Source organism: Pseudomonas fluorescens (assembly GCF_902497625.1).
GTDB classification, from domain to species: Bacteria; Pseudomonadota; Gammaproteobacteria; order Pseudomonadales; family Pseudomonadaceae; genus Aquipseudomonas; species Aquipseudomonas fluorescens_BQ.
Genome location: NZ_CABVGX010000024.1, coordinates 49,896 through 70,797 on the forward strand (window position 1 = coordinate 49,896; position 20,902 = coordinate 70,797).

A 20,902-nucleotide genomic window follows, 5' to 3' on the forward strand; every position below is an offset into this window, starting at 1 on the left:
TAAAACAAAGCCCACGGCACGCCGTGGGCTTTATTGGCAGTCAGTCAGGCAAGGCCTTACTGAGGCGAAGCTTCAGTTTTTGGTTTACCGAAGTGCCACTCGTAAACCACAAATTTGAAGTCTTTCAGGTCACCCTTGGCGTCGAAGCTCAAGTCGCCAGTCGGGGTCTTGAAGGTACCGGCGTGAATGGCTTCAGCCACTTTCGCAGCGTCTTCGCTTTTCGCTGCCTTGATGCCTTCTGCAATCACGGTTACCGCCGAGTAGGACGGGAACACGAACGGACCGCTTGGATCTTCTTTCTTGGCTTTGAACGCGTCAGCCAGAGCAATGTTGGCCGGATCCTGGTCGAAGGATTTCGGCAGGGTCACCAGCAAACCTTCGGAGGCCTTCTGAGCGATCTGCGAGATCGAGTCGTTACCCACGCCTTCAGGACCCATGAACTTGGCTTTCAGGCCTTTTTCATCAGCCTGGCGCAGGATCAGACCCAGCTCAGGGTGGTAGCCGCCGTAGTAGACGAAGTCGACGTTGGCCTGCTTGAGTTTCTGGATGATCGAGGAGAAATCCTTGTCGCCGGCGTTGATGCCTTCGAACACGGCAACCTTGGTGCCTTTCTTCTCGAGGGTTTGTTTAACGGCGGTGGCGATACCTTCGCCGTATTGCTGTTTGTCGTGCAGAACAGCAACGATTTTCGGTTTGACGTGATCGGCAATGTAGTTACCGGCGGCAGGGCCCTGGGCGCTGTCCAGACCGATGGTGCGGAAGACCATTTTGTAACCACGGGAAGTGATGTCCGGGCTGGTGGCCGCCGGGGTGATCATGATCACGCCTTCGTCTTCGTAAATGTCCGAAGCCGGCTGAGTGGAGCTGGAGCACAGGTGACCGACCACGAACTTCACGCCGTCGTTGACGACTTTGTTCGCAACGGCCACGGCTTGTTTCGGATCGCAGGCATCGTCGTATTCTACGGCTTCGAGTTTTTTGCCGTCGACGCCGCCCTTGGCGTTGATTTGCTCAATAGCCATTTTTGCGCCACTGAACTGCATGTCGCCGTATTGGGCTACAGGACCGGTCTTAGGGCCCGCGATGCCGATCTTGATGGTGTCAGCTGCGAACGAATGGCTGGCAACCCCTGCCAGAACCATAGCGGCAAACAGTTTGGAAATCTGCTTAGTAGCCTTAGTCATAGTGCTCCACTCTTACTGTTGTAGTTTTTATAGTCCTGGCGCCGTAGCAGCAGAACCGGGTCAGATATCTTGGATATCCTCCGGAAAATGCCCCTGGCAACTGTACCGGTACAGTGTAGAGCGCCGATTGTCAGCCTGGGAAGCTGGCGCTTGGGGGCAAAACCAGAGGGTGTCGCTTTTTTGAAAGAAAATTACAGAATTGCGGATGGATGTTAGCTGCCTAATTGCTTGATTCGGCTGCATTCCCTGGCATTCCTGCTCTTTTCATTCGGTGAAGCAAATTGCATCCGGGTTTTTCTGCCAGAGCACCAACGTTATCATTCGCGCCGATTTCTTTTCCGGACAGGACCCATGACTCAAGAACCTAGCACCCTCTATGCCAAGCTGCTTGGTGAGACCGCATCAATTACCTGGAAAGAGCTCGAACCGTTCTTCGCCAAGGGTGCCCTGTTATGGGTCGATCCTGCGCTGGATTTGATTGCAGCCGCCGAGGCAGTGGCCACGGACGATGGCCAGAAAGTCGCTGCCTGGCTGGCTGCCGACGAAGTTGCCAAGCTGTCTGAAACGCGGGCGCTGGATCTCTTTGAACGTGATCCGCACTTGTGGGCCGTGGTGGTTTCGCCGTGGATCCTGATCCAGGAAAGGGCGACAAAATGATCGTTGCACCGAATTGGTGCGCTGATTGTCAGAGGAAAGTGTGTAGCCGAGTAGCGTGATGGCAGGTTGCCGTAGAGAAAGGCTACAGGCCTGATTGGCATAACGGTGACGTAAACGTAACGGGCACAGTTTTTCAAGCAGCCAAGCGGTTGCTTAATTGTTTCTGGATATTAAGTTTTCGTTGTATGCATTGCCCATCGCGAGCAAGTTCACTCCCACTGTGGAGCGCGTCCTTTCTAAAGCAATGCGATCGTTGTGGGAGCGACCCTGCTCGCGATTGAGGCAACACTGTTTCAGTGCGAAAACCCTCGACTGGTCGGTCAACGTCACGGATAGGAACTCGCTTCCTGGCGGAGTCGCGTATTGAGCCTCTCGGCCACCGGCGTTCGGCCTGAACGTCGCGCGGGGGAATCCTTTCCTTGGTCCCGATGAATCGGCCACTATTCGGTGTTCTTTAAGCAAAAGGAGGCGAAAAGATGTCAACCGTATCTTCGTTGGGCTTTGCCGGGATCGGCCTGATGGGCCTGCCGATGTGCAAGCGTTTATTGGCTGCTGGCTATCCGCTGACGGTGTGGAACCGCAACCCGGAAAAATGCGCTCCCCTGGTTGAAGCGGGCGCGCGCCAGGTCGCCACACCGGCTGAACTGTGCCAGCACGCCGACGTGGTGATGTTGTGTCTGTCCGACACGTTGGTGGTGCGCGAGGTAGTGTTCGGTCCGGGTGGGGTCGCCGAGGGTGCGAACAAGGGTCAGTTACTGGTGGATTTTTCCAGCCTGGAGCCGACCGCCACACGGGAAATGTCCGCGCAGCTCGCCAGTCAAACCGGCATGAGCTGGCTTGATGCGCCTGTGTCTGGCGGCGTAGTCGGCGCGGAGGCTGGCAGTCTGGCGATCATGGTCGGTGGCGAAGCGGCTAACCTTGAACGCGTAAGGCCGGTGTTGCTGGCGCTCGGTCAGCAGGTCACACACATGGGTGGCGTCGGTGCCGGCCAGGTCACCAAAGCCTGTAATCAGATGATCGTTGCCTGCAATGCGCTGGTCATCGCTGAAGTGGTGGCGCTGGCGGAACGTGCCGGGGTTGAGGCGGGCCTGATCGCCGAAGCGCTGGCCGGTGGCTTTGCCGACTCCAGACCCTTGCAGATCCTTGCGCCACAAATGGCCCGCAGCCAGTTCGAGCCGGTGAAGTGGCACGTGCGCACGCTGCTCAAGGACCTCGATACCGCGGTCAAATTTTCCCGCGAACTAGGTTCGGCGACGCCGCTCAGCGGATTGGCCGCACAATTGATGCGCCTGCATGGGAGCCAGGGTTTTTCGCAAAAGGATCCATCAACGCTGGTACAGATGTACCGCCAGCCAGGCTCAGCGGACTCACCTGACGCAGACAAGCGCGCTGATTGAGTTCAACCAGTACCGCAGCTGTTTGCGCCAGTGGCACCGGGTGACTGAGCAGGTGGCCCTGGACGAAGTCACAGCCGTTACGTTCGAGCAGCCGGTATTGCTCCAGCGTTTCGACGCCTTCGCAAACGACGTGCACATGCAGGGTGTGCGCCATGGCAATAATCGCCTGGACGATGTCCATGTCCGGCATGGCGTCCGGAAGATCCTGAATGAATGAGCGGTCGATTTTCAAGGTGTCAAGTGGCAAGCGTCTGAGGTAGGCCAAGGATGAATAGCCACTGCCGAAATCGTCGATCGACAGTGAAACGCCGAGCGCGCGGATCTGCCGCAGCAACGCCAGGCGCCGGTCGATGTTGTCCATCAGTGCATGTTCCGAGACTTCCAGCTCCAGGCGTTGGGGCGCCAATCCGCCGCCGCGCAGCGCCTGCTCGATGTCCTCGATCAGCTCTTCACGAGCCAGGCTCAGGGCTGAGCAATTCACCGACATCACCAGGTCGCTGAAGCCCTGGCGCGACAACTGGGCGAGCTCTGCACAGGCTTTGCGCAGCACCCAGTTATCCAGCTGGGGCATCAGGCCGTTGGCTTCGGCAATTGCAATAAAACGATCCGGCGCGAGCAAACCCTGGGTCGGGTGTTGCCAGCGGACCAGCGCTTCGAGCTTGCTGACTCGTGCTGTTTTCAGGTCGTAAATTGGTTGATAAACCAGCGTCAGCTCGCGGTCTTTGAGCAGCGCGTGGCGCAGTTCCTCTTCCAGTTGCAGCTCCCGTACAGCGCGGTTTTTCAGCTTTGAATCGAAAAAATTCAGGCTGTCTCGGCCATTGTCCTTGGATTGATACAGCGCCAGATCGGCATGTTTGAGCAGTTCTTCGCAGGTGGTGCCGTCCTGCGGAAACAGACTGATACCGATGCTGGTGGTCATGACCATGCGCCGCCCGGCCAGCTCGATCGGCTCCTTCATTCTCGCCAGAATGCGCTGGCCCAGGTTGTGCGCGTCTTCACGTTCGTTCAAACCGACGAGGATGCAGAATTCGTCGCCGCCAAAACGTGCCACGACATCCTCATCGCAGCGCACCGAGCCCTTGATATGGCTGGCAAGCACCTTGAGCAGCTCATCGCCGGCGTCATGCCCGAGGCTGTCGTTGATCCGTTTGAAGTGGTCGATATCGAGGAACATCACCGCCAGCATGCCGCCGTCGTTGCGGGTTTCGAGGAGTTTCTCGGCGAACACCTGGTTGAAGCCGCGTCGGTTGACCAGGTTGGTCAGCGCATCGTAATGCGCCACGTCCTGCAGGGCCTGGCGCGCCTGGTCGAGTTGATTGAGCAGTGCATTGACGCGTTGCAGGTCGCGCTCCTTGTGCTGCAGTTTTTTGTCCGCCAGCGCCGCGCTGACGCTGCTGCCGATGATCAGCAGCGTGATCAACGCGACCGTCAGCCCCAGTTGCAGGTGATTGTTGTCGCCGGGCAAGGTTTGCAGATTGCCGGTGGGCAGCACCAGATTGAGCGCGGCCATGCCAGTGAAATGCATGCTGACGATGCCCGCGCCGAGGACCAGGCTGGCGCTGTATTTCCACACTTGATGATAGAGGCCGCCGCCATTACGCAAATGGCTCGAGAGCAACAGCGCTGCGAGGCTGGCACCGATGGCGATCGCGATGGAGAGTGCAAACAAATCCGGTCGGTAATAAGCCACGGCACTGGAGCGCATGGCGGCCATGCCGACGTAATGCATGGTAGCAATGCCCAGCCCGATGCAGGTGGCGGCCTGAATGTATTGGCGCAGACTTAGATGGGCATGGCTGAGGGTGCGCATGGCCAGCCAGGAAGCGAGCAGGGCGATCAACAGCGAGATAAGGGTGATCGGCAGTTCGTAGTGGATCTCGATCGGCGCCTGAAACGCCAGCATGCCGATGAAGTGCATGGCCCAGATTCCGCCAGCGAGGCACGCGGCGCCAACCCAGCGCCAACGCCATTGCGACGCCGGTTTGTCGGAGTGGCGCAGCCGTTCGGCGATGCCCAGCGTGGCGAAGCCGCCCGCGCACGCCACGAGATACGCCAGGAAGACGAGAAACGAGTCATGCGTGCAATTGAGGATGACCTGCCCGCCCACGGGCCCGGTAAGAAAATGCAAGCCCAGCCAATCCATAGCGTGCCCCATCTGCGGCGTGGTCAACGCCCTGAACTGGCGATTGCATTGGAGTATAGAAGGCGTGCAAAGAGTTCCAGCGAATGCTGCTTTTTGGTGATAATTTTTTTGGAATCGGCCTTAGTCCGATCCGAAATAAAATGTTGCGTGGGCTGCCGGATACGCCATGGTCCGGTATCAGCTTAACGAATAATTACAGACAGCTTCGGCGGGCCTGACTAGATTGCATGTTCCGGGCTCGGATGCGTTGGCAGTGAAGCCCTCATAACAATAAGACGAGACGGACCCATGCAGAACTCGACCCAAGCGGCGAATGCCTGGCGCATTCTGTTCCTGCTGTTCCTGGCCAACCTGTTCAACTTTTTCGACCGCACCATTCCGGCCATCATCATCGAACCGATTCGTATGGAATGGTCCCTCAGCGACTTTCAGCTGGGAATCATCGGCACGGCATTCACTATCGTTTACGCCATCGCCGGCCTGCCACTTGGGCGTATGGCCGATACCGGCTCACGCGCCAAACTGATGGGCTGGGGCCTGGCGGCATGGAGCGGGCTGACGGCGGTCAACGGTTTGGTCGGCAGTTTCTGGACGTTCCTGCTCGTGCGCATGGGCATCGGCATCGGCGAAGCGAGCTACGCACCGGCCGCCAACTCGCTGATCGGCGATCTGTTTCCGGCTCACCGCCGCGCGCGGGCGATGGGCATCTTCATGCTCGGTCTGCCGTTGGGCCTGTTGCTGGCTTTTTTCACCATCGGCTGGATGGTCAAGGTGTTCGACAGCTGGCGCGCGCCCTTCTTTATCGCCGCTGTGCCAGGGCTGATCCTGGCAGTCTTCATGTTCTTCATCAAAGAACCCAAGCGCGGCGCTGCAGAAGCCGTGCAGGTGTCGCAAGAGCGCGTCGACCGGCCGATCCGCCGTGTGCTGGCAGTGCCGACGTTCCTTTGGCTGGTGATGGCGGGGTTGTGCTTCAACTTCGCCACCTACGCTTGCAACTCGTTTCTGGTGCCGATGTTGCAACGCTACTTTCTGATGCCTTTGCATGAAGCGGCGGTAGCGACCGGCATCATCGTCGGCGTGACCGGGCTATTCGGCCTGACATTGGGTGGCTGGGTCGCGGACAAGATTCATCAGCGGGTTGCCAACGGCCGGCTGCTGTTCGCCGCGTTCAGTCTGATCATCTCGACGGTCTGCACCGGTTGGGCGCTGCATGCCGGGCGCATTGAAATCGGCCTGTTTGTCGGTGTGTTCAGTCTGGGCTGGTTGTTCGCTTACAACTTCTACACCTGCGTTTACACCGCTATTCAAGATGTCGTCGAGCCGCGCCTGCGGGCCACCGCCGTGGCCCTGTTCTTCGCCGGGTTATATTTGCTCGGCGGTGGTTTGGGCCCTGTGGTGGTGGGCGGTTTGTCCGACCACTTTGCGCACACGGCGATGCTGGCCGCTGGCGCGGGGCAGATGACGGAAGCCTTCAAGGCCGTGGGGCTGCACGACGCGATGTACCTGATACCTGTCGCGCTGCTGCTGACCATGGTATTTCTGTTCATGGCGTCGCGCAGTTTTGTTCGCGATGCCCAGCGGATGAAGGATGGGATGGTGGCGGTGGTTGAACCTGGTGTTTCTACGGCGACGGCTTAATCGCGATCGCGAGCAGGCTCACTCCTACAGATTCAGTGTTGTTCACAGACTTTGTGTTCGACTCGGACACTGTAGGAGTGAGCCTGCTCGCGATCAGGCCCTTAAGGGCACCACAAAACAGACAGATAAAAGAAGGCCCGCATTGCTGCGGGCCTTCTTTTTTTTACCGATGGAGCGGGGCGCTTAACCCGCAACCAACACCCGAATCGCTTCCAGTCGCAACGCCGCTTTATCCAGCATCGCCAGACCTTGCTCGCGCTGTTGGCGCAGGGCGATCAGTTCGCTGTCGCGCACCGTCGGGTTGACGGCTTGCAACGCAGTCAGGCGCGCCAGTTCTTCATCAGTGTCGGCAGCCAGACGACGTTGCGCCTCAGCAACTCGTTCTGCGTGACGCGGGAAGATTTTCTCTTCGCCGGCGTTGATCCGCGGCGTCAGCTGGTCGCGTTGAGCCTGGATAAACTTGTTGGCGCTGGCACGCGGTACGCTCTCCAGCTGATCGTTCAGCGTCTCGAAGGCTACCCGCGGCGACAGGTCATTGCCGTTGGCATCCAGCAGGCAGCGAAGAGCGGCGGGTGGCAGGTAACGACCTAGTTGCAGCGAGCGCGGTGCGACCACTTCACTGACGTAAAGCAGTTCGAGCAACACGGTGCCCGGCTTCAGCGCCTTATTCTTGATAAGCGCCACCGCGGTGTTGCCCATCGAACCGGACAGGACCAGGTCCATGCCGCCCTGAACCATCGGGTGCTCCCAGGTGATGAATTGCATGTCTTCGCGAGACAGCGCCTGATTGCGGTCGTAGGTGATGGTCACGCCTTCGTCGTCACCCAGCGGGAAACTGGCGTCGAGCATTTTTTCGCTCGGCTTGAGGATCAGCGCATTTTCCGAATGGTCTTCGCTGTCAATGCCGAACGCGTCGAACAGGGTTTCCATATAGATCGGCAGGGCAAACTGGTCGTCTTGCTCAAGAATGTCTTCGACCAGCGCATCGCCTTCGCCAGCGCCGCCGGAGTTGAGCTCCAGCAAGCGGTCGCGGCCGGTGTGCAGCTCGGCTTCCAGACGCACGCGTTCGGCGCGCGCCTCGTCGATCAGCGCTTGCCACTCGCCGTCATCGGCGTTTTCCAGCAGAGGCAGCAGGCGAGGACCGAACTGGTGTTGCAACGCGTTGCCGGTCGGGCAGGTATTAAGAAAAGCGTTCAGTGCTTCGTGGTACCACTGGAACAGGCGCTCCTGCGGACTGGTTTCCAGGTACGGCACGTGCAGCTCGATGATGTTCTTCTGACCGATCCGGTCGAGACGGCCGATACGCTGTTCCAGCAGGTCCGGGTGCGATGGCAGATCGAACAGCACCAGATGATGGGAAAACTGGAAGTTGCGGCCTTCACTGCCGATTTCCGAACAGATCAGGACTTGCGCGCCGAATTCTTCGTCAGCGAAGTAGGCTGCGGCACGGTCACGTTCAAGGATGTTCATGCCTTCGTGGAACACCGTTGCCGGAATGCCGGAGCGTACGCGCAAGGCGTCTTCCAGATCCATGGCGGTTTCGGCATGGGCGCAAATCACCAGCACCTTGGTGCGCTTGAGCATTTTCAGGGTGTCGATCAGCCACTCGACGCGCGGGTCGAATTTCCACCAGCGCTCTTCATCGCTCGCATCCGGCTGGGCCTGGAAACTCACTTCCGGGTACAACTCGGCGTGCTCTCCCAGTGGCAGTTCGAGGTATTCGTCCGGGCATGGCAGGGGGTAAGGGTGAAGTTTGCGTTCCGGGAAACCCTGCACGGCCGCGCGGGTGTTGCGGAACAACACGCGGCCGGTGCCGTGGCGGTCCAGCAATTCACGCACGAGACGCGCGCTGGCTTCTGTGTCGCCATCGTTGACGGCGGTCAGCAGTGCCTCGCCTTCATTACCGAGAAAACCGTGGATGGTTTTGTGCGCTTCGGGGGACAGGCGTCCCTTATCCATCAGCTCCTGAACGGCCTCGGCCACCGGGCGATAATTTTCGCTCTCGGCGCGGAAGGCGGGCAGGTCGTGGAAACGGTTCGGGTCCAGCAAACGCAAACGCGCGAAGTGGCTGTCCTGGCCAAGTTGTTCCGGGGTGGCGGTGAGCAGCAAAACGCCGGGAATGACTTCAGCCAATTGTTCGACCAGCGAATATTCCTGGCTGGCCTTTTCTTCGTGCCAGACCAGGTGATGGGCTTCGTCGACGACCATCAAGTCCCAACCGGCGGCGAACAGCGCGTCTTGCGCCTTCTCGTCGTCCACCAGCCACTCCAGGGCCACCAAGGCAAGCTGGGTGTCTTCGAACGGGTTGGTGGCATCGCTTTCGATGAAGCGTTCTTCGTCGAACAGCGCAACCTGCAGGTTGAAGCGGCGGCGCATTTCGACCAGCCACTGGTGCTGGAGGTTTTCCGGGACCAGGATCAGCACACGGCTGGCACGGCCCGAAAGCAGTTGGCGGTGGATGATCAGGCCTGCTTCGATGGTCTTGCCCAGACCCACTTCGTCCGCCAGCAAAACCCGCGGAGCAATGCGGTCGGCGACTTCACGGGCGATGTGCAATTGGTGCGCGATCGGTTGCGCACGCACGCCTCCCAGACCCCAGAGCGAAGACTGCAATTGGCGGCTGGTGTGTTCCAGCGTGTGATAGCGCAGCGAGAACCAGGCCAGCGGATCGATCTGCCCGGCAAACAGGCGATCGCTGGCCAGACGGAACTGAATGAAATTGGACAGTTGGGTTTCGGGCAGCGTGACGACTTCGTTTTGTGCATTGAGGCCGTGATAGACCAGCAGTCCATCGACGTCGTCGACTTCCTGGACCGTCAGCTTCCAGCCTTCGAAATGCGTGATCGAGTCGCCCGGCGAAAACCGGACTCGGGTGAGTGGCGCATTCCGTAGCGCGTACTGGCGAGTGTCGCCAGTGGCCGGATAGAGCACGGTCAACAAGCGGCCATCCTGTGCCAGAACGGTGCCCAAACCCAGCTCGGCTTCGCTGTCACTGATCCAGCGTTGCCCCGGTTGATACTGCTGCGCCATGCTGCCTGACTCCCACCTTGAAAAAGCGGGCTATCTTAACGGAATGCTGGCTTGAGGGCCAAAGGAATAGGAGCAGCTGCGAGCTTTAAGCGGCAAGCTGCAAGGAAAAGCTGATGAGGTTATCGGACGGGAAATGCACCATTTCATGCCAACCGGGTCACAGTTTGCGACCGATGGCTCAAGTCGCCATCCGCGCAGCCGACAGACTGCTGACAGGAGACTAATCATTATGTTGCCACCCATGCTCCCTTTGAGCGCCGTGCCCATCACTTCGCAAACGGATCCTGTGCGCCAGCGCCCAGAGATTCCGCCCGTTGTGCCGGTGCAGGAAAGCTCCAACGAAAGCACCATCGACCTGCAGCAACGCGACGCGGAAGAAGCGGCTTACCAGCTGCGCGAGGAACAGCGGCGCAAGCAGGAGCGAGAGAAGCGTCGCCGTGAGGCTGATGAAGATCCCGAGCAGCATCTGCCGATCCCCGGCCACCTGCTTAATGCCGACAATACGGTTCCGGTTGCGCCGCTGATCGATAACGAAGAGCGCCAAGGGCTTTGGGTTGATATACAGGTTTGAGTCGGTGACTGTTCAAGGCTGTCGCCAGACCGCATTATTGTGACAAACCTGCCAAGCGATGCAACGAACGCCATGAGCCAAGACGACAAACTGATCGACCTCAACACCGAACGCGCCAAGCGTGTTCATGACCTCAACGACAAACGCCTCAACGAAGTCCGCCAGGCTTTCGAGCAGGCCATGCCGTTGGGTAAAGCGAAGAAAAAACCGAAGAACAAACCGAAAAAGCGTTGAAACGCCCTGCATTGTTTGATGCAGGTCAGTTTTACTCCCTCCTTTACGCCCATTCTCGGGCGACATTGATCCCGGTCAATTTTCTCTCCCGCCTGATTGGTTAACTTAGCCCTATCGCAACAGGGCAAGTGCTGGAGGCCAGTCATGTTTTTCGACAACGTGGTGATCGCCGGGGTGCTGACCGTCAGCCTCATGGTTGTGTTCTTCGCAGGGTTTGGATTTTTTATCTGGAAAGATTCGCACAAGCGCAAGCCGTAGATCTTTCTGGATGTAGTGGGCACGCAAGGCATTTTGGGCAACTTCGGTTGCCCTTTTTTTTGTCCGCGATTTTGCCAGCAACATCGATCAGAATGTGAGAGCGGCCTTGGTCTGGGCGGCATCCCGACGAAGACGATGTAACGGTCACATTCAGCGCTGAATGACACACAGCTTTCGTCGGAATGCCGCCACATTGATGTTGTGGTGTTTGGAGAATCACAGGCACAAAAAAGGCGCGAACCTCACGGAACACGCCTTTTTCGTTGCGGCAATGTATCAGCTACCCAGCGCCTTCGATGCCAGCCAGAACAGGCCGGCCGACAGCGCCACGGTAGCCGGCAGGGTCAGGACCCAGGCCAGCAGGATGGTTTTCACCGTGCCGCCTTGCAGGCCGCTTTTGTTGGCGACCATGGTGCCGGCCACGCCCGACGACAGCACGTGGGTGGTGGAGACTGGCAGGCTGAAGATGTTGGCCATGCCGATCAGGCTGGCGGTGGTGATCTGCGCCGACATGCCTTGGGAGTACGTCATGCCTTGCTTGCCGATTTTCTCGCCAATGGTCAGCACTACGCGCTTCCAGCCAACCATGGTGCCCAGGCCCAAGGCCAGTGCGACTGCCAGAATCACCCAGAACGGCGCGTATTCAGTGGTGGCCGTCAGGTCTTTGCGCAGCTTGTCCAGGTCAGCCTTTTCACGGGCCGCCAGAGTAGGCAGCTTGCCGACTTTCTTCGCGGTGTCGTCCAGGCAGAGCAGGTAACGACGTACTTCAATGCGGCTGTCCGCAGGCAACGAATGGTAGTCCGCTACACCTTTAAGGGTGTCCAGCAGGGCAGCGATGGTCGGCTCGGTCTGTTGCGGGTTGCAACGGAATTTCTCCGGCAGATCACCTTCCACGCTTTTGCCAAGGGCCAGATATTCACCCAGTGTGTCGGCATTACGCTTGTAGAACTGACTCAAGTGCAGGGTCGCATCTCGGGTCCGTTCGATCTGATAGGTCGAACTGCCAAGGTCCAGTACGAACTGCGCCGGAACGATACCGATCAGCACCAGCATGATCAGGCCAATACCTTTCTGACCGTCGTTGGAACCGTGCACGAAGCTGACCGCCATGGCCGAGATCACCAGGACCAGGCGATTCCAGAATGGCGGGTGCTTTTTGTCGTCGATCTTGCGGCGTTGTTCCGGGGTCTTGTGCATCTTCGACAGCGGACGCCACCACTTGAGACCGATGAGAATCAGCGCAGCGACCAGAAAACCGGCCATCGGCGAGAACACCAGGGAGGCGCCGATATCGATAGCTTTCTGCCAGTTCACACCATCGGCCAACGGAATGTCGTTGATCAATGCGTTGGCCAGGCCGACACCAAGGATCGAGCCGATCAGCGTATGCGAACTGGATGCCGGGATACCGAAGTACCAGGTGCCCAGGTTCCAGGTGATGGCGGCGGCAAGCAGCGAGAACACCATGGCCAGTCCATGACCTGTATTCACGTTGATCAGCAGTTCCACCGGCAACAGATGGACGATGGCATAGGCCACGCCAACCCCGCCCAGCAGCACGCCGAGAAAGTTGAACACGCCGGAAAAGAACACTGCCAGATGGGGCGGCATGGCCTTGGTGTAAATAACGGTGGCCACCGCGTTAGCGGTGTCATGAAAGCCGTTGATGAACTCGAAGGCGAGGACAAAGGCGAGGGCGAGCAAGAGGCTCACAAGCACCCAAGCATCCAGTCCGCTGAATAAATCGATCATGAAGGTTTTCTGACCCGGTCGTAAGGGGGCGCGATTATGCCAGAAAAGTGTGAAAATCGATGCATTGAGTGCTCATCGGTAACATCCTTCAACGAATTAATTAGCAACACCACCCTGTGGCCCAAGGGTTTGGCGGATTTCGCAAGTCATTGAATTCAGTTCAAAAGCCAACAGGCAGCGGCGTTTTGCTCGCGTTTGCGAGAAGCTTCAAAGCGTGTAAGAAATTTCTGAGAAGAGGGCCGGAGATGGGCCATTTGCTCCATCCGATAGGCGAACTGGCCGCTGCCGCTCGTAGCAGGCGCGGATGGCTCCGCCGCTGCTTCCCGCTTTTAACGAGAGCAGACGCCGGCCTCTGGAGGACGTCAAGCCGAGGCGTCAAGGCTCTTCGGCTTTGAGTTCCTTTTCCATCTTCTGTAATTCCTGGGTAAAAGCCTGATCCTGAACGGTGGCGCGTTTACGCCAGGGTTTGCGTTCCGGTTCGGGCTGTGCGGCGTAGGTGGTGACTTCCCCGCCGTAAACTTCCTTGTAACGTTGTTCCTGGCGCTCAAGTTCCGCGCGCAGTTCGTCTTTCGTCACAGTGCTACCTGATAGGTTGAGATTAAATTCTGGTTATACGCGCTGCAACAAACGTATCGGCCGCATTCGCCAAAGGTCGACGTCGATAAAGACGTCGATCTACAGTAATACGATCAAATACTTCCATGTTGCAGGCGGCCACGGCACCAGAGTAAACAGCTGACGTAGCATCAGTATCCTGTTTCAGCGCGCGCTGTGAAGCAGGTGGAAAGGGGCAACAAGGCGCGGGCTGAAGGCAGCAGCGATGGACCACCGCGCTACCGGGCGGCACAACCAGCGATAAGCCGGATGACCTCAATTGTATTATAGCGGTCGATTGCGAGAACACTATCTCCAATCAGTCAAAAATGGATCTTGATGTGTGATTGCTTTTGTACTTGCAAGTTTCACACAGCGATGAATTTCTGGCGTCATTAAGTCGGACAAACATGGGTGTTAAATGGGGGCGTTTATCGGCGTTTCAAGCTTACGCTGAAAGTTGCCGAGCTTTTTGCGCGAGCGGTGGGGTAACCGAGCCCTCGCTCCATCGGCGATTTGCGGTAATCGGGCAGTCGTTCGATAATCGCCCGACGTACCAGCAATTGATTTCTTCGCATAGGGACTGACATGAACGATCAGATGCGCAATTCCTTCGCTTCCGTAGCGCCACCCATAGTCGCCTCGCCCGCCAAGCGAATTCAGGCGCTGACCGGTGATCCGGATTTCATGACGTCCCTGGCCCGCGGTCTTGCCGTGGTGCAAGCCTTCCAGGAGCGCAAACGACACCTGACCATTGCGCAGATCAGCCACCGCACGGAAATTCCCCGCGCCGCAGTGCGTCGTTGCCTACACACATTGATCAAGCTCGGCTACGCCACAACCGACGGTCGGACCTATTCGCTATTGCCGAAGGTGCTGACGCTCGGCCATGCCTATCTGTCCTCGACGCCGCTGGCGGTTTCCGCGCAACCGTACCTCGATCGCATGAGTGAGCAATTGCATGAGGCGTGCAACATGGCCACCCTCGAGGGCGATGACATTTTATACATCGCCCGCTCGGCGACTACTCAGCGCCTGATTTCGGTCGACCTGTCCGTGGGTGGCCGCCTGCCGGCTTATTGCACATCAATGGGCAGGATTCTTCTCGCTGCACTGGACGATACGTCTTTACGCGAATATCTCGATCATGCCGACATGCAAGCCAAGACCAGCAGGACATTGCATACGCCAGAAGCTTTGCTCGAATGCCTGCAGGAAGTGCGTCAGCAAGGCTGGTGTATCGTCGATCAGGAACTGGAGCAAGGCCTGCGGTCAATTGCTGTTCCGGTGTACGACGCTTCCGGGCAAGTGGTCGCGGCGCTGAACGTCAGTACCCACGCCGCTCGGGTCAGTCGCAACGAGCTGGAACAGCGTTTTCTGCCGGGCTTGCTGGACGCGAGTCGTCACCTGAGCTCGCAATTGTTTGCCTAAGCTGTTCGATAACCGCACAGACTTGCGTTTACCGAATTGACGGTCTTTCCCCATGATCACTAATGTCGCGGCAGCGTCGGCCCAGGCTGACACCGTCCCGACTGTGCTCTTGTGTGGAATAAAAATAATGAACCAGCCCCCGTCTGCCGTAGGAAACTGCCTCGACGTGCAGTCCTTCATCAATGCTCAACCCATTTCGCGCTACCAATGGCGGGTGGTGATCCTGTGTTTTCTGATTGTTTTCCTTGATGGCCTCGACACCGCGGCGATGGGCTTCATTGCCCCGGCGTTGTCCCAGGACTGGGGCATTGACCGCGCCAGCCTCGGCCCGGTCATGAGTGCCGCGCTGATCGGCATGGTCTTCGGCGCGCTCGGCTCCGGCCCTTTGGCTGACCGCTTCGGACGAAAAATCGTACTGGTGGGCGCGGTCCTGTTGTTCGGCGCGTTCAGCCTGGCATCGGCATACGCGACTAACGTCGATCAATTGCTGGCCCTGCGGTTCCTCACCGGACTGGGCCTTGGCGCTGGCATGCCCAATGCCACCACGTTGCTCTCGGAGTACACCCCCGAGCGCAAAAAATCGCTGCTGGTGACCAGCATGTTCTGCGGCTTCAATCTGGGCATGGCCGGCGGCGGGTTCATTTCGGCAAAGCTGATCCCCGCGTACGGCTGGCACAGCCTGCTGCTGATCGGTGGGATTCTGCCGTTGATCCTTGCAGTCGTGCTGCTGTTCTGGCTGCCGGAATCGGCGCGCTACCTTGTAGTGCGCAACCGTGGCATCGACAAAGTGCGCCAAACCCTCTCGCCGATTGATCCGGTCGTTGTCGCCCAGGCGTCAAGCTTCAGCGTCCCGGAACAGAAGACTGTGAAGGCACGCAACGTTTTCGCGGTGATTTTCTCCGGCACTTACAGCACCGGCACTTTGCTGCTGTGGCTGACCTACTTCATGGGCCTGGTGATCGTTTACCTGCTGACCAGTTGGCTGCCGACGCTGATGCGTGACAGCGGCGCGAGCATGGAGCAGGCAGCCTTTATCGGCGCGTTGTTCCAGTTCGGCGGCGTATTGAGTGCGGTGGGGGTGGGCTGGGCAATGGACCGGTTCAATCCGCACAAGGTCATTGGCATTTTCTACTTGCTGGCGGGGGTGTTTGCTTACGCGGTAGGACAGAGTCTGGGCAACATTACGTTGTTGGCAACTCTGGTGCTGGTCGCAGGGATGTGCGTCAACGGCGCGCAATCGGCGATGCCTTCCTTGGCGGCGCGGTTTTATCCGACGCAGGGCAGGGCGACGGGTGTTTCGTGGATGCTCGGGATTGGCAGGTTCGGCGCGATCCTCGGGGCGTGGATGGGCGCGACGTTGCTGGGGTTGGGCTGGAATTTCGAGCAGGTACTGACCGCATTGGTAATCCCGGCGGCGTTGGCGACCACGGCGGTGGTGATTAAGGGCATGGTCAGCCATGCGGATGCGACCTGATCCAGCTGTGAAGCAAACTGCGGAAAAGATCGCAGCCATCGGCAGCTCCAACGGATGTGCTCGGTCTCATGCAGGAGCTGCCGAAGGCTGCGATCTTTTTGGGCGGATGCATAACGATAGCCAAGCAACAATATGTTCGATAAACGAACACTTAGTCGATTATCGGATTGTTTGGCAAATATCAGGGGCTTACCCTTCAGTCATTCCGGCGCTGAACCTGGCGCCCTTTAATCCACCGTCGGTTAATAAGAATCGGGAGCCTGCCCCATGGCTGAAATCATTTCGCTGCACGACGCGGTGAAGCAATTCGTCAATAACGGCGACACTGTCGCGCTCGAAGGCTTTACTCATCTGATTCCTACCGCCGCAGGGCATGAAATCATTCGTCAGGGCAAGAAAGATCTGACGCTGGTGCGGATGACCCCTGACCTGATCTACGATCAGTTGATCGGCGCCGGATGTGCACGCAAATTGATTTTTTCCTGGGGTGGCAATCCGGGCGTCGGCTCCCTGCACCGTCTGCGTGACGCGGTCGAGAAACAGTGGCCGCATGCGCTGGAAATCGAGGAGCACAGCCACGCCGACCTGGCCAATGCCTACGTGGCTGGCGCTTCCGGCCTACCGTTTGCAGTGCTGCGTGCCTACGCTGGCTCGGACCTGCCCAAGGTCAATCCACTGATCAAGACGGTTACGTGCCCATTCACCGGCGAGGTGTTGGCCGCTGTGCCCTCGGTACGCCCGGACATCACGGTGATTCACGCGCAAAAGGCCGATCGCAAAGGCAACGTGCTGCTATGGGGCATCCTCGGCGTACAAAAAGAAGCGGCGCTGGCGGCCAAGCGTTGCATCGTCACCGTTGAAGAAATCGTCGACGACCTCAATGCACCGATGAACGCCTGCGTGTTGCCGACCTGGGCCCTGAGTGCGGTCTGCCACGTCCCGGGCGGTGCACATCCGTCCTATGCGCACGGTTACACCGAACGTGACAACCGTTTCTATCAAGCCTGGGACCCGATCGCCCGCGACCGTGAAACTTTCACCGCGTGGATCGACGAGTACATCCATGGCTGCGCTGACTTCAGCGAGTTCCGGGCCAAACTGGCCACCGCTTCGGAGGCGAAGTAATGACGTACACCACCAATGAAATGATGACCGTCGCCGCCGCACGCCGGCTGAAAAACGGTTCCGTGTGCTTCGTCGGCATCGGCCTGCCTTCTAAAGCAGCCAATCTGGCGCGGCTGACGTCGTCGCCGGATGTAGTCCTTATCTATGAATCGGGTCCGATCGGTGCCAAGCCGAGCGTGTTGCCGCTGTCAATCGGGGATGGTGAGCTGGCCGAAACCGCCGACACGGTCGTTCCAACCGGTGAGATTTTTCGCTATTGGCTGCAGGGCGGCCGCATCGACGTCGGTTTTCTCGGCGCTGCGCAGGTTGACCGCTTCGGCAACATCAATACCACCGTCGTTGGCGATTATCACCAGCCGAAAGTGCGCCTGCCGGGTGCTGGTGGGGCGCCAGAGATTGCCGGTTCGGCGAAAAGCGTGCTGATCATCCTCAAACAGTCGGCGCGCTCCTTTGTAGACAAACTGGACTTCATTACCTCGGTCGGACATGGCGAGGGCGGAGATTCGCGCCAACGCCTTGGACTGCCAGGTGCCGGCCCGGTCGGCATCATTACCGACCTGTGCATCATGGAGCCGGAAGTTGATACCCACGAGTTTGTGGTCACTGCGCTGCACCCGGGCGTAACCCGTGAGCAAGTGGTCGCAGCCACCGGTTGGGCGATCCGTTTTGCCGATCACGTTGAACACACGGCAGAGCCCACCGAGGTTGAATTGAAGGCGCTGCGCGATCTGGAAGCCCGCACCGCGGCTGCCCACGGTCAAGCACCCGGAGAAGCATGATGCGAGATGTTTATATCTGCGACGCGATTCGCACACCTATCGGCCGGTTTGGCGGCGGCCTGGCAGGAGTCCGCGCCGACGATCTGGCTGCGGTGCCCATCAAGGCCTTGATGGAGCGCAACCCTGCGGTCGACTGGAACGCGGTAGACGAGGTGTTCCTCGGCTGCGCCAACCAGGCCGGTGAAGACAACCGCAACGTGGCGCGCATGGCGTTGCTGCTGGCGGGTCTGCCGGAGACGATTCCAGGCGTAACGCTCAATCGCCTGTGCGCCTCGGGCATGGACGCCATCGGCACGGCGTTCCGCGCCATTGCCAGTGGCGAGATGGAGCTGGCGATCGCCGGCGGCGTTGAGTCGATGTCCCGCGCGCCGTTCGTGATGGGCAAAGCGGATGCGGCGTTCTCGCGCAACATGAAGCTGGAAGACACCACCATCGGCTGGCGTTTCATCAACCCGCTGATGAAGGCGCAGTACGGCGTCGACGCGATGCCGCAGACCGCCGATAACGTCGCGGACGATTACCAGATATCCCGCGAAGATCAGGACGCTTTCGCACTGCGCAGTCAGCAACGTACTGCCGCCGCGCAGGCTGCAGGATTTTTCGCTGAAGAAATCGTTGAAGTGCGGATTGCCCACAAAAAGGGTGAAACCGTGGTCAGCCAGGATGAACATCCTCGCGCCGACACTTCGCTAGAAACCCTGGCCAAACTCAAGCCGGTCAACGGTCCAGACAAAACCGTCACCGCCGGCAACGCTTCGGGCGTCAACGACGGCGCCGCGGCACTGATGCTGGCTTCCGCCGACGCGGTGAAAAAGCATGGCCTGACCGCTCGCGCGAAAGTGCTGGGCATGGCCAGTGCCGGCGTAGCGCCGCGGGTCATGGGCATCGGCCCGGTGCCGGCAGTGCGCAAACTGACCGAGCGCCTAGGCCTCGCGGTCAGCGACTTCGATGTGATCGAGCTCAACGAAGCGTTTGCCAGCCAGGGTTTGGCGGTGCTGCGAGAACTGGGCCTGGCTGATGATGCGGCTCAGGTCAATCCGAACGGTGGCGCCATTGCCTTGGGGCATCCGTTGGGCATGAGCGGTGCGCGTCTGGTGCTGACCGCTTTGCACCAACTGGAAAAAACCGGTGGCAAGAAAGGTCTGGCGACCATGTGCGTTGGCGTCGGTCAGGGTTTAGCCCTGGCGATCGAACGCGTCTGACGCGCAGCAGTGGCAATAAGAACAGAGGAAAGCGAAATGACTGACAAGCCTGGTTATCGTCGCCCCCAAGCGGGCACCCAGCCGGACTACCTGCACCCGGCGTACCAATCCACCAATAGACGCTCGCCGTCGAAGCCATTGGTGTTTTTGCCGCACTCGTTGTCGGAAATCACCGGACCGACCATCGGCGCTGATCGTGTCGAGGAGAAGGACAACGACCTGACCGCTCAGCATCAAGGTCAGCCACAAGGGGAGCGAATCATCGTCCATGGTCGCGTGCTGGATGAAGACGGCTTGCCATTGCCGGGAATTCTGGTGGAGATCTGGCAGGCCAACGCCGCCGGTCGCTACAACCATGATCGTGATGTCCACGATGCACCGCTCGATCCCAACTTCACCGGCACCGGCCGCACCGTGACCGACGCCGATGGCTGGTATCAATTCCAGACCATCAAGCCCGGCGCCTATCCGTGGGGCAACCACCCCAACGCCTGGCGTCCGGCGCACATCCACTTCTCGTTGTTCGGGCCGAGCATTCTGACGCGGCTGGTCACGCAGATGTATTTCCCGGGCGATCCTTTGCTGGCTTACGACCCCATCTACAATTGCGTGCCGGACACCCGCGCCAAAGAACGTCTGATCGCCAGTTTCGACCTGGAAAAAACCGTTCCTTCCTACGCCCTCGGTTATCGCTGGGACATCGTCTTGCGCGGCCGCGATGCCACGCCGATGGAGAAATAAGATGACGCTGAACGCGACCACGTCCCACACCGTCGGGCCGTATTACCACATCGGCCTGACCTGGCTGAACCGCGAAGACCTGACCGTCGAACAAACCCTCGGCGAGCGCGTAGCGATCACCGGGCAAGTCGTCGACGGCAACGGCGATTTCGTCAACGATGCGATGCTCGAGGTCTGGCAGGCCAACGCTGCCGGCAAATACGATCATCCCGAGGACGATCAGGAGAAAACGCTGGACCCGAATTTTGAAGGTTTCGGCCGGGTACCGGTGGACGCAGAAGGGCGCTTCCGTTTCACCACGATTAAACCCGGCACTGTACAAGGCTTGAAAGGCACGACCCAGGCGCCGCATCTGGTGGTGCTGGTATTTGCGCGTGGGCTGGTCAAGCATTTGCTGACGCGGATCTACTTCGATGGCGAAGTCGCGAACGTCGATGACCCGCTGCTGGAATGTGTGCCGGCCGAGCGTCGCCATACGCTGCTGGCGAAGCAGGATGCATCCGGTGTCTACCAGTGGAATGTGATCCTGCAGGGCACTGACGCCGAGACGGTGTTTTTTGATTATTGAGTGAACACTGCCTCACTAGGGCAAGAGGACTTCCGTGGCAAGGGGACTTCTGTGGCAAGAGGGCTTCTGTGACAAGAAAGCTTCTGTGGCGAGGGGGCTTCTGTGGCAAGAGGGCTTCTGTGGC

Annotated in this window: 17 protein-coding genes and 1 pseudogene; 13 read left to right on the forward strand and 5 right to left on the reverse strand. The window is 59.0% G+C overall.

The window, feature by feature from the left end; genetic code table 11:
- Positions 1-56 precede the first annotated feature (56 nt).
- Complete coding sequence (locus tag F8N12_RS16045) at positions 57-1,184, reverse strand: branched-chain amino acid ABC transporter substrate-binding protein (protein ID WP_150581313.1); 1,128 nt, start codon at positions 1,182-1,184, stop codon at positions 57-59.
- A gap of 351 nt (positions 1,185-1,535) precedes the next feature.
- Between F8N12_RS16045 and F8N12_RS16050 the strand changes: the two genes are divergently transcribed.
- Together F8N12_RS16050 and F8N12_RS16055 are read left to right on the forward strand one after the other, a co-directional pair.
- Positions 1,536-1,841: a DUF2288 domain-containing protein gene (locus F8N12_RS16050; RefSeq protein ID WP_150581314.1), complete on the forward strand. Its 306-nt coding sequence runs from the start codon at positions 1,536-1,538 to the stop codon at positions 1,839-1,841.
- Between the two features lie 476 nt (positions 1,842-2,317).
- Positions 2,318-3,208 (forward strand): annotated as a pseudogene (locus F8N12_RS16055) (NAD(P)-dependent oxidoreductase); the annotation flags it as partial.
- On the opposite strand, the gene F8N12_RS16060 reads toward F8N12_RS16055, so the two are convergent.
- Positions 3,102-5,381: a putative bifunctional diguanylate cyclase/phosphodiesterase gene (locus F8N12_RS16060; RefSeq protein WP_191623174.1), complete on the reverse strand. Its 2,280-nt coding sequence runs from the start codon at positions 5,379-5,381 to the stop codon at positions 3,102-3,104. The pseudogene F8N12_RS16055 and the gene F8N12_RS16060 overlap by 107 nt on opposite strands.
- Positions 5,382-5,669: 288 nt before the next feature.
- On the opposite strand from F8N12_RS16060, the gene F8N12_RS16065 reads away from it, so the two are divergent.
- The gene (locus F8N12_RS16065; protein WP_150581316.1) at positions 5,670-7,019 is read left to right on the forward strand and encodes a spinster family MFS transporter; all 1,350 of its coding nucleotides are present in this window, start codon (positions 5,670-5,672) and stop codon (positions 7,017-7,019) included.
- A gap of 183 nt (positions 7,020-7,202) precedes the next feature.
- Here F8N12_RS16065 and rapA read toward each other — a convergent pair whose 3' ends face one another.
- A complete protein-coding gene (rapA, locus tag F8N12_RS16070; RefSeq protein ID WP_150581317.1) occupies positions 7,203-10,049 on the reverse strand; it encodes an RNA polymerase-associated protein RapA in 2,847 nt (948 codons plus the stop codon).
- Positions 10,050-10,278: 229 nt separating this feature from the next.
- On the opposite strand from rapA, the gene F8N12_RS16075 reads away from it, so the two are divergent.
- The 3 genes from F8N12_RS16075 to ccoM all read left to right on the forward strand — a co-directional run bounded on the left by F8N12_RS16075 (position 10,279) and on the right by ccoM (position 11,112).
- A complete protein-coding gene (locus F8N12_RS16075; RefSeq protein ID WP_150581339.1) occupies positions 10,279-10,620 on the forward strand; it encodes an aspartate-semialdehyde dehydrogenase in 342 nt (113 codons plus the stop codon).
- 72 nt (positions 10,621-10,692) lie between these two features.
- Entirely contained in the window at positions 10,693-10,854 is a 162-nt protein-coding gene (locus F8N12_RS27650) for a hypothetical protein (protein ID WP_020299074.1), read from the forward strand.
- Positions 10,855-10,998: 144 nt separating this feature from the next.
- The gene (ccoM, locus tag F8N12_RS28130; protein ID WP_028622453.1) at positions 10,999-11,112 is read left to right on the forward strand and encodes a cytochrome c oxidase subunit CcoM; all 114 of its coding nucleotides are present in this window, start codon (positions 10,999-11,001) and stop codon (positions 11,110-11,112) included.
- Positions 11,113-11,388: 276 nt separating this feature from the next.
- Here the strand turns inward: ccoM and F8N12_RS16080 are convergent, their stop codons facing one another.
- Both F8N12_RS16080 and F8N12_RS16085 read right to left on the reverse strand, forming a co-directional pair.
- Positions 11,389-12,864, reverse strand: coding sequence for an inorganic phosphate transporter (locus tag F8N12_RS16080; protein ID WP_150581318.1), 1,476 nt, complete (start codon positions 12,862-12,864; stop codon positions 11,389-11,391).
- 375 nt (positions 12,865-13,239) lie between these two features.
- Entirely contained in the window at positions 13,240-13,440 is a 201-nt protein-coding gene (locus F8N12_RS16085) for a hypothetical protein (RefSeq protein ID WP_007935837.1), read from the reverse strand.
- Positions 13,441-14,046: 606 nt separating this feature from the next.
- Here F8N12_RS16085 and pcaR point away from each other — a divergent pair.
- The 7 genes from pcaR (at position 14,047) to pcaG (ending at position 20,778) form a co-directional block, all read left to right on the forward strand.
- A complete protein-coding gene (pcaR, locus tag F8N12_RS16090; RefSeq protein WP_150581319.1) occupies positions 14,047-14,889 on the forward strand; it encodes a pca regulon transcriptional regulator PcaR in 843 nt (280 codons plus the stop codon).
- Positions 14,890-15,016: 127 nt separating this feature from the next.
- The gene (locus F8N12_RS16095) at positions 15,017-16,363 is read left to right on the forward strand and encodes an MFS transporter (RefSeq protein ID WP_150581320.1); all 1,347 of its coding nucleotides are present in this window, start codon (positions 15,017-15,019) and stop codon (positions 16,361-16,363) included.
- Between the two features lie 267 nt (positions 16,364-16,630).
- On the forward strand, positions 16,631-17,488 hold the full coding sequence (locus F8N12_RS16100) for a CoA transferase subunit A (protein WP_150581321.1): 858 nt from the start codon (positions 16,631-16,633) through the stop codon (positions 17,486-17,488).
- Positions 17,488-18,267 carry a CoA-transferase subunit beta gene (locus tag F8N12_RS16105; RefSeq protein ID WP_028622448.1) on the forward strand — a complete coding sequence of 260 codons (780 nt, stop codon included), beginning with the start codon at positions 17,488-17,490 and terminating at the stop codon, positions 18,265-18,267. The genes F8N12_RS16100 and F8N12_RS16105 overlap by 1 nt, the downstream gene beginning before the upstream one ends.
- On the forward strand, positions 18,264-19,469 hold the full coding sequence (pcaF, locus tag F8N12_RS16110) for a 3-oxoadipyl-CoA thiolase (protein ID WP_191623175.1): 1,206 nt from the start codon (positions 18,264-18,266) through the stop codon (positions 19,467-19,469). Before F8N12_RS16105 ends, pcaF begins: the two co-directional genes overlap by 4 nt.
- Before the next feature lie 36 nt (positions 19,470-19,505).
- Entirely contained in the window at positions 19,506-20,210 is a 705-nt protein-coding gene (gene pcaH, locus F8N12_RS16115) for a protocatechuate 3,4-dioxygenase subunit beta (RefSeq protein WP_150581322.1), read from the forward strand.
- 1 nt (position 20,211) lies between these two features.
- A complete protein-coding gene (gene pcaG, locus F8N12_RS16120) occupies positions 20,212-20,778 on the forward strand; it encodes a protocatechuate 3,4-dioxygenase subunit alpha (RefSeq protein ID WP_150581323.1) in 567 nt (188 codons plus the stop codon).
- Positions 20,779-20,902 lie beyond the last annotated feature (124 nt).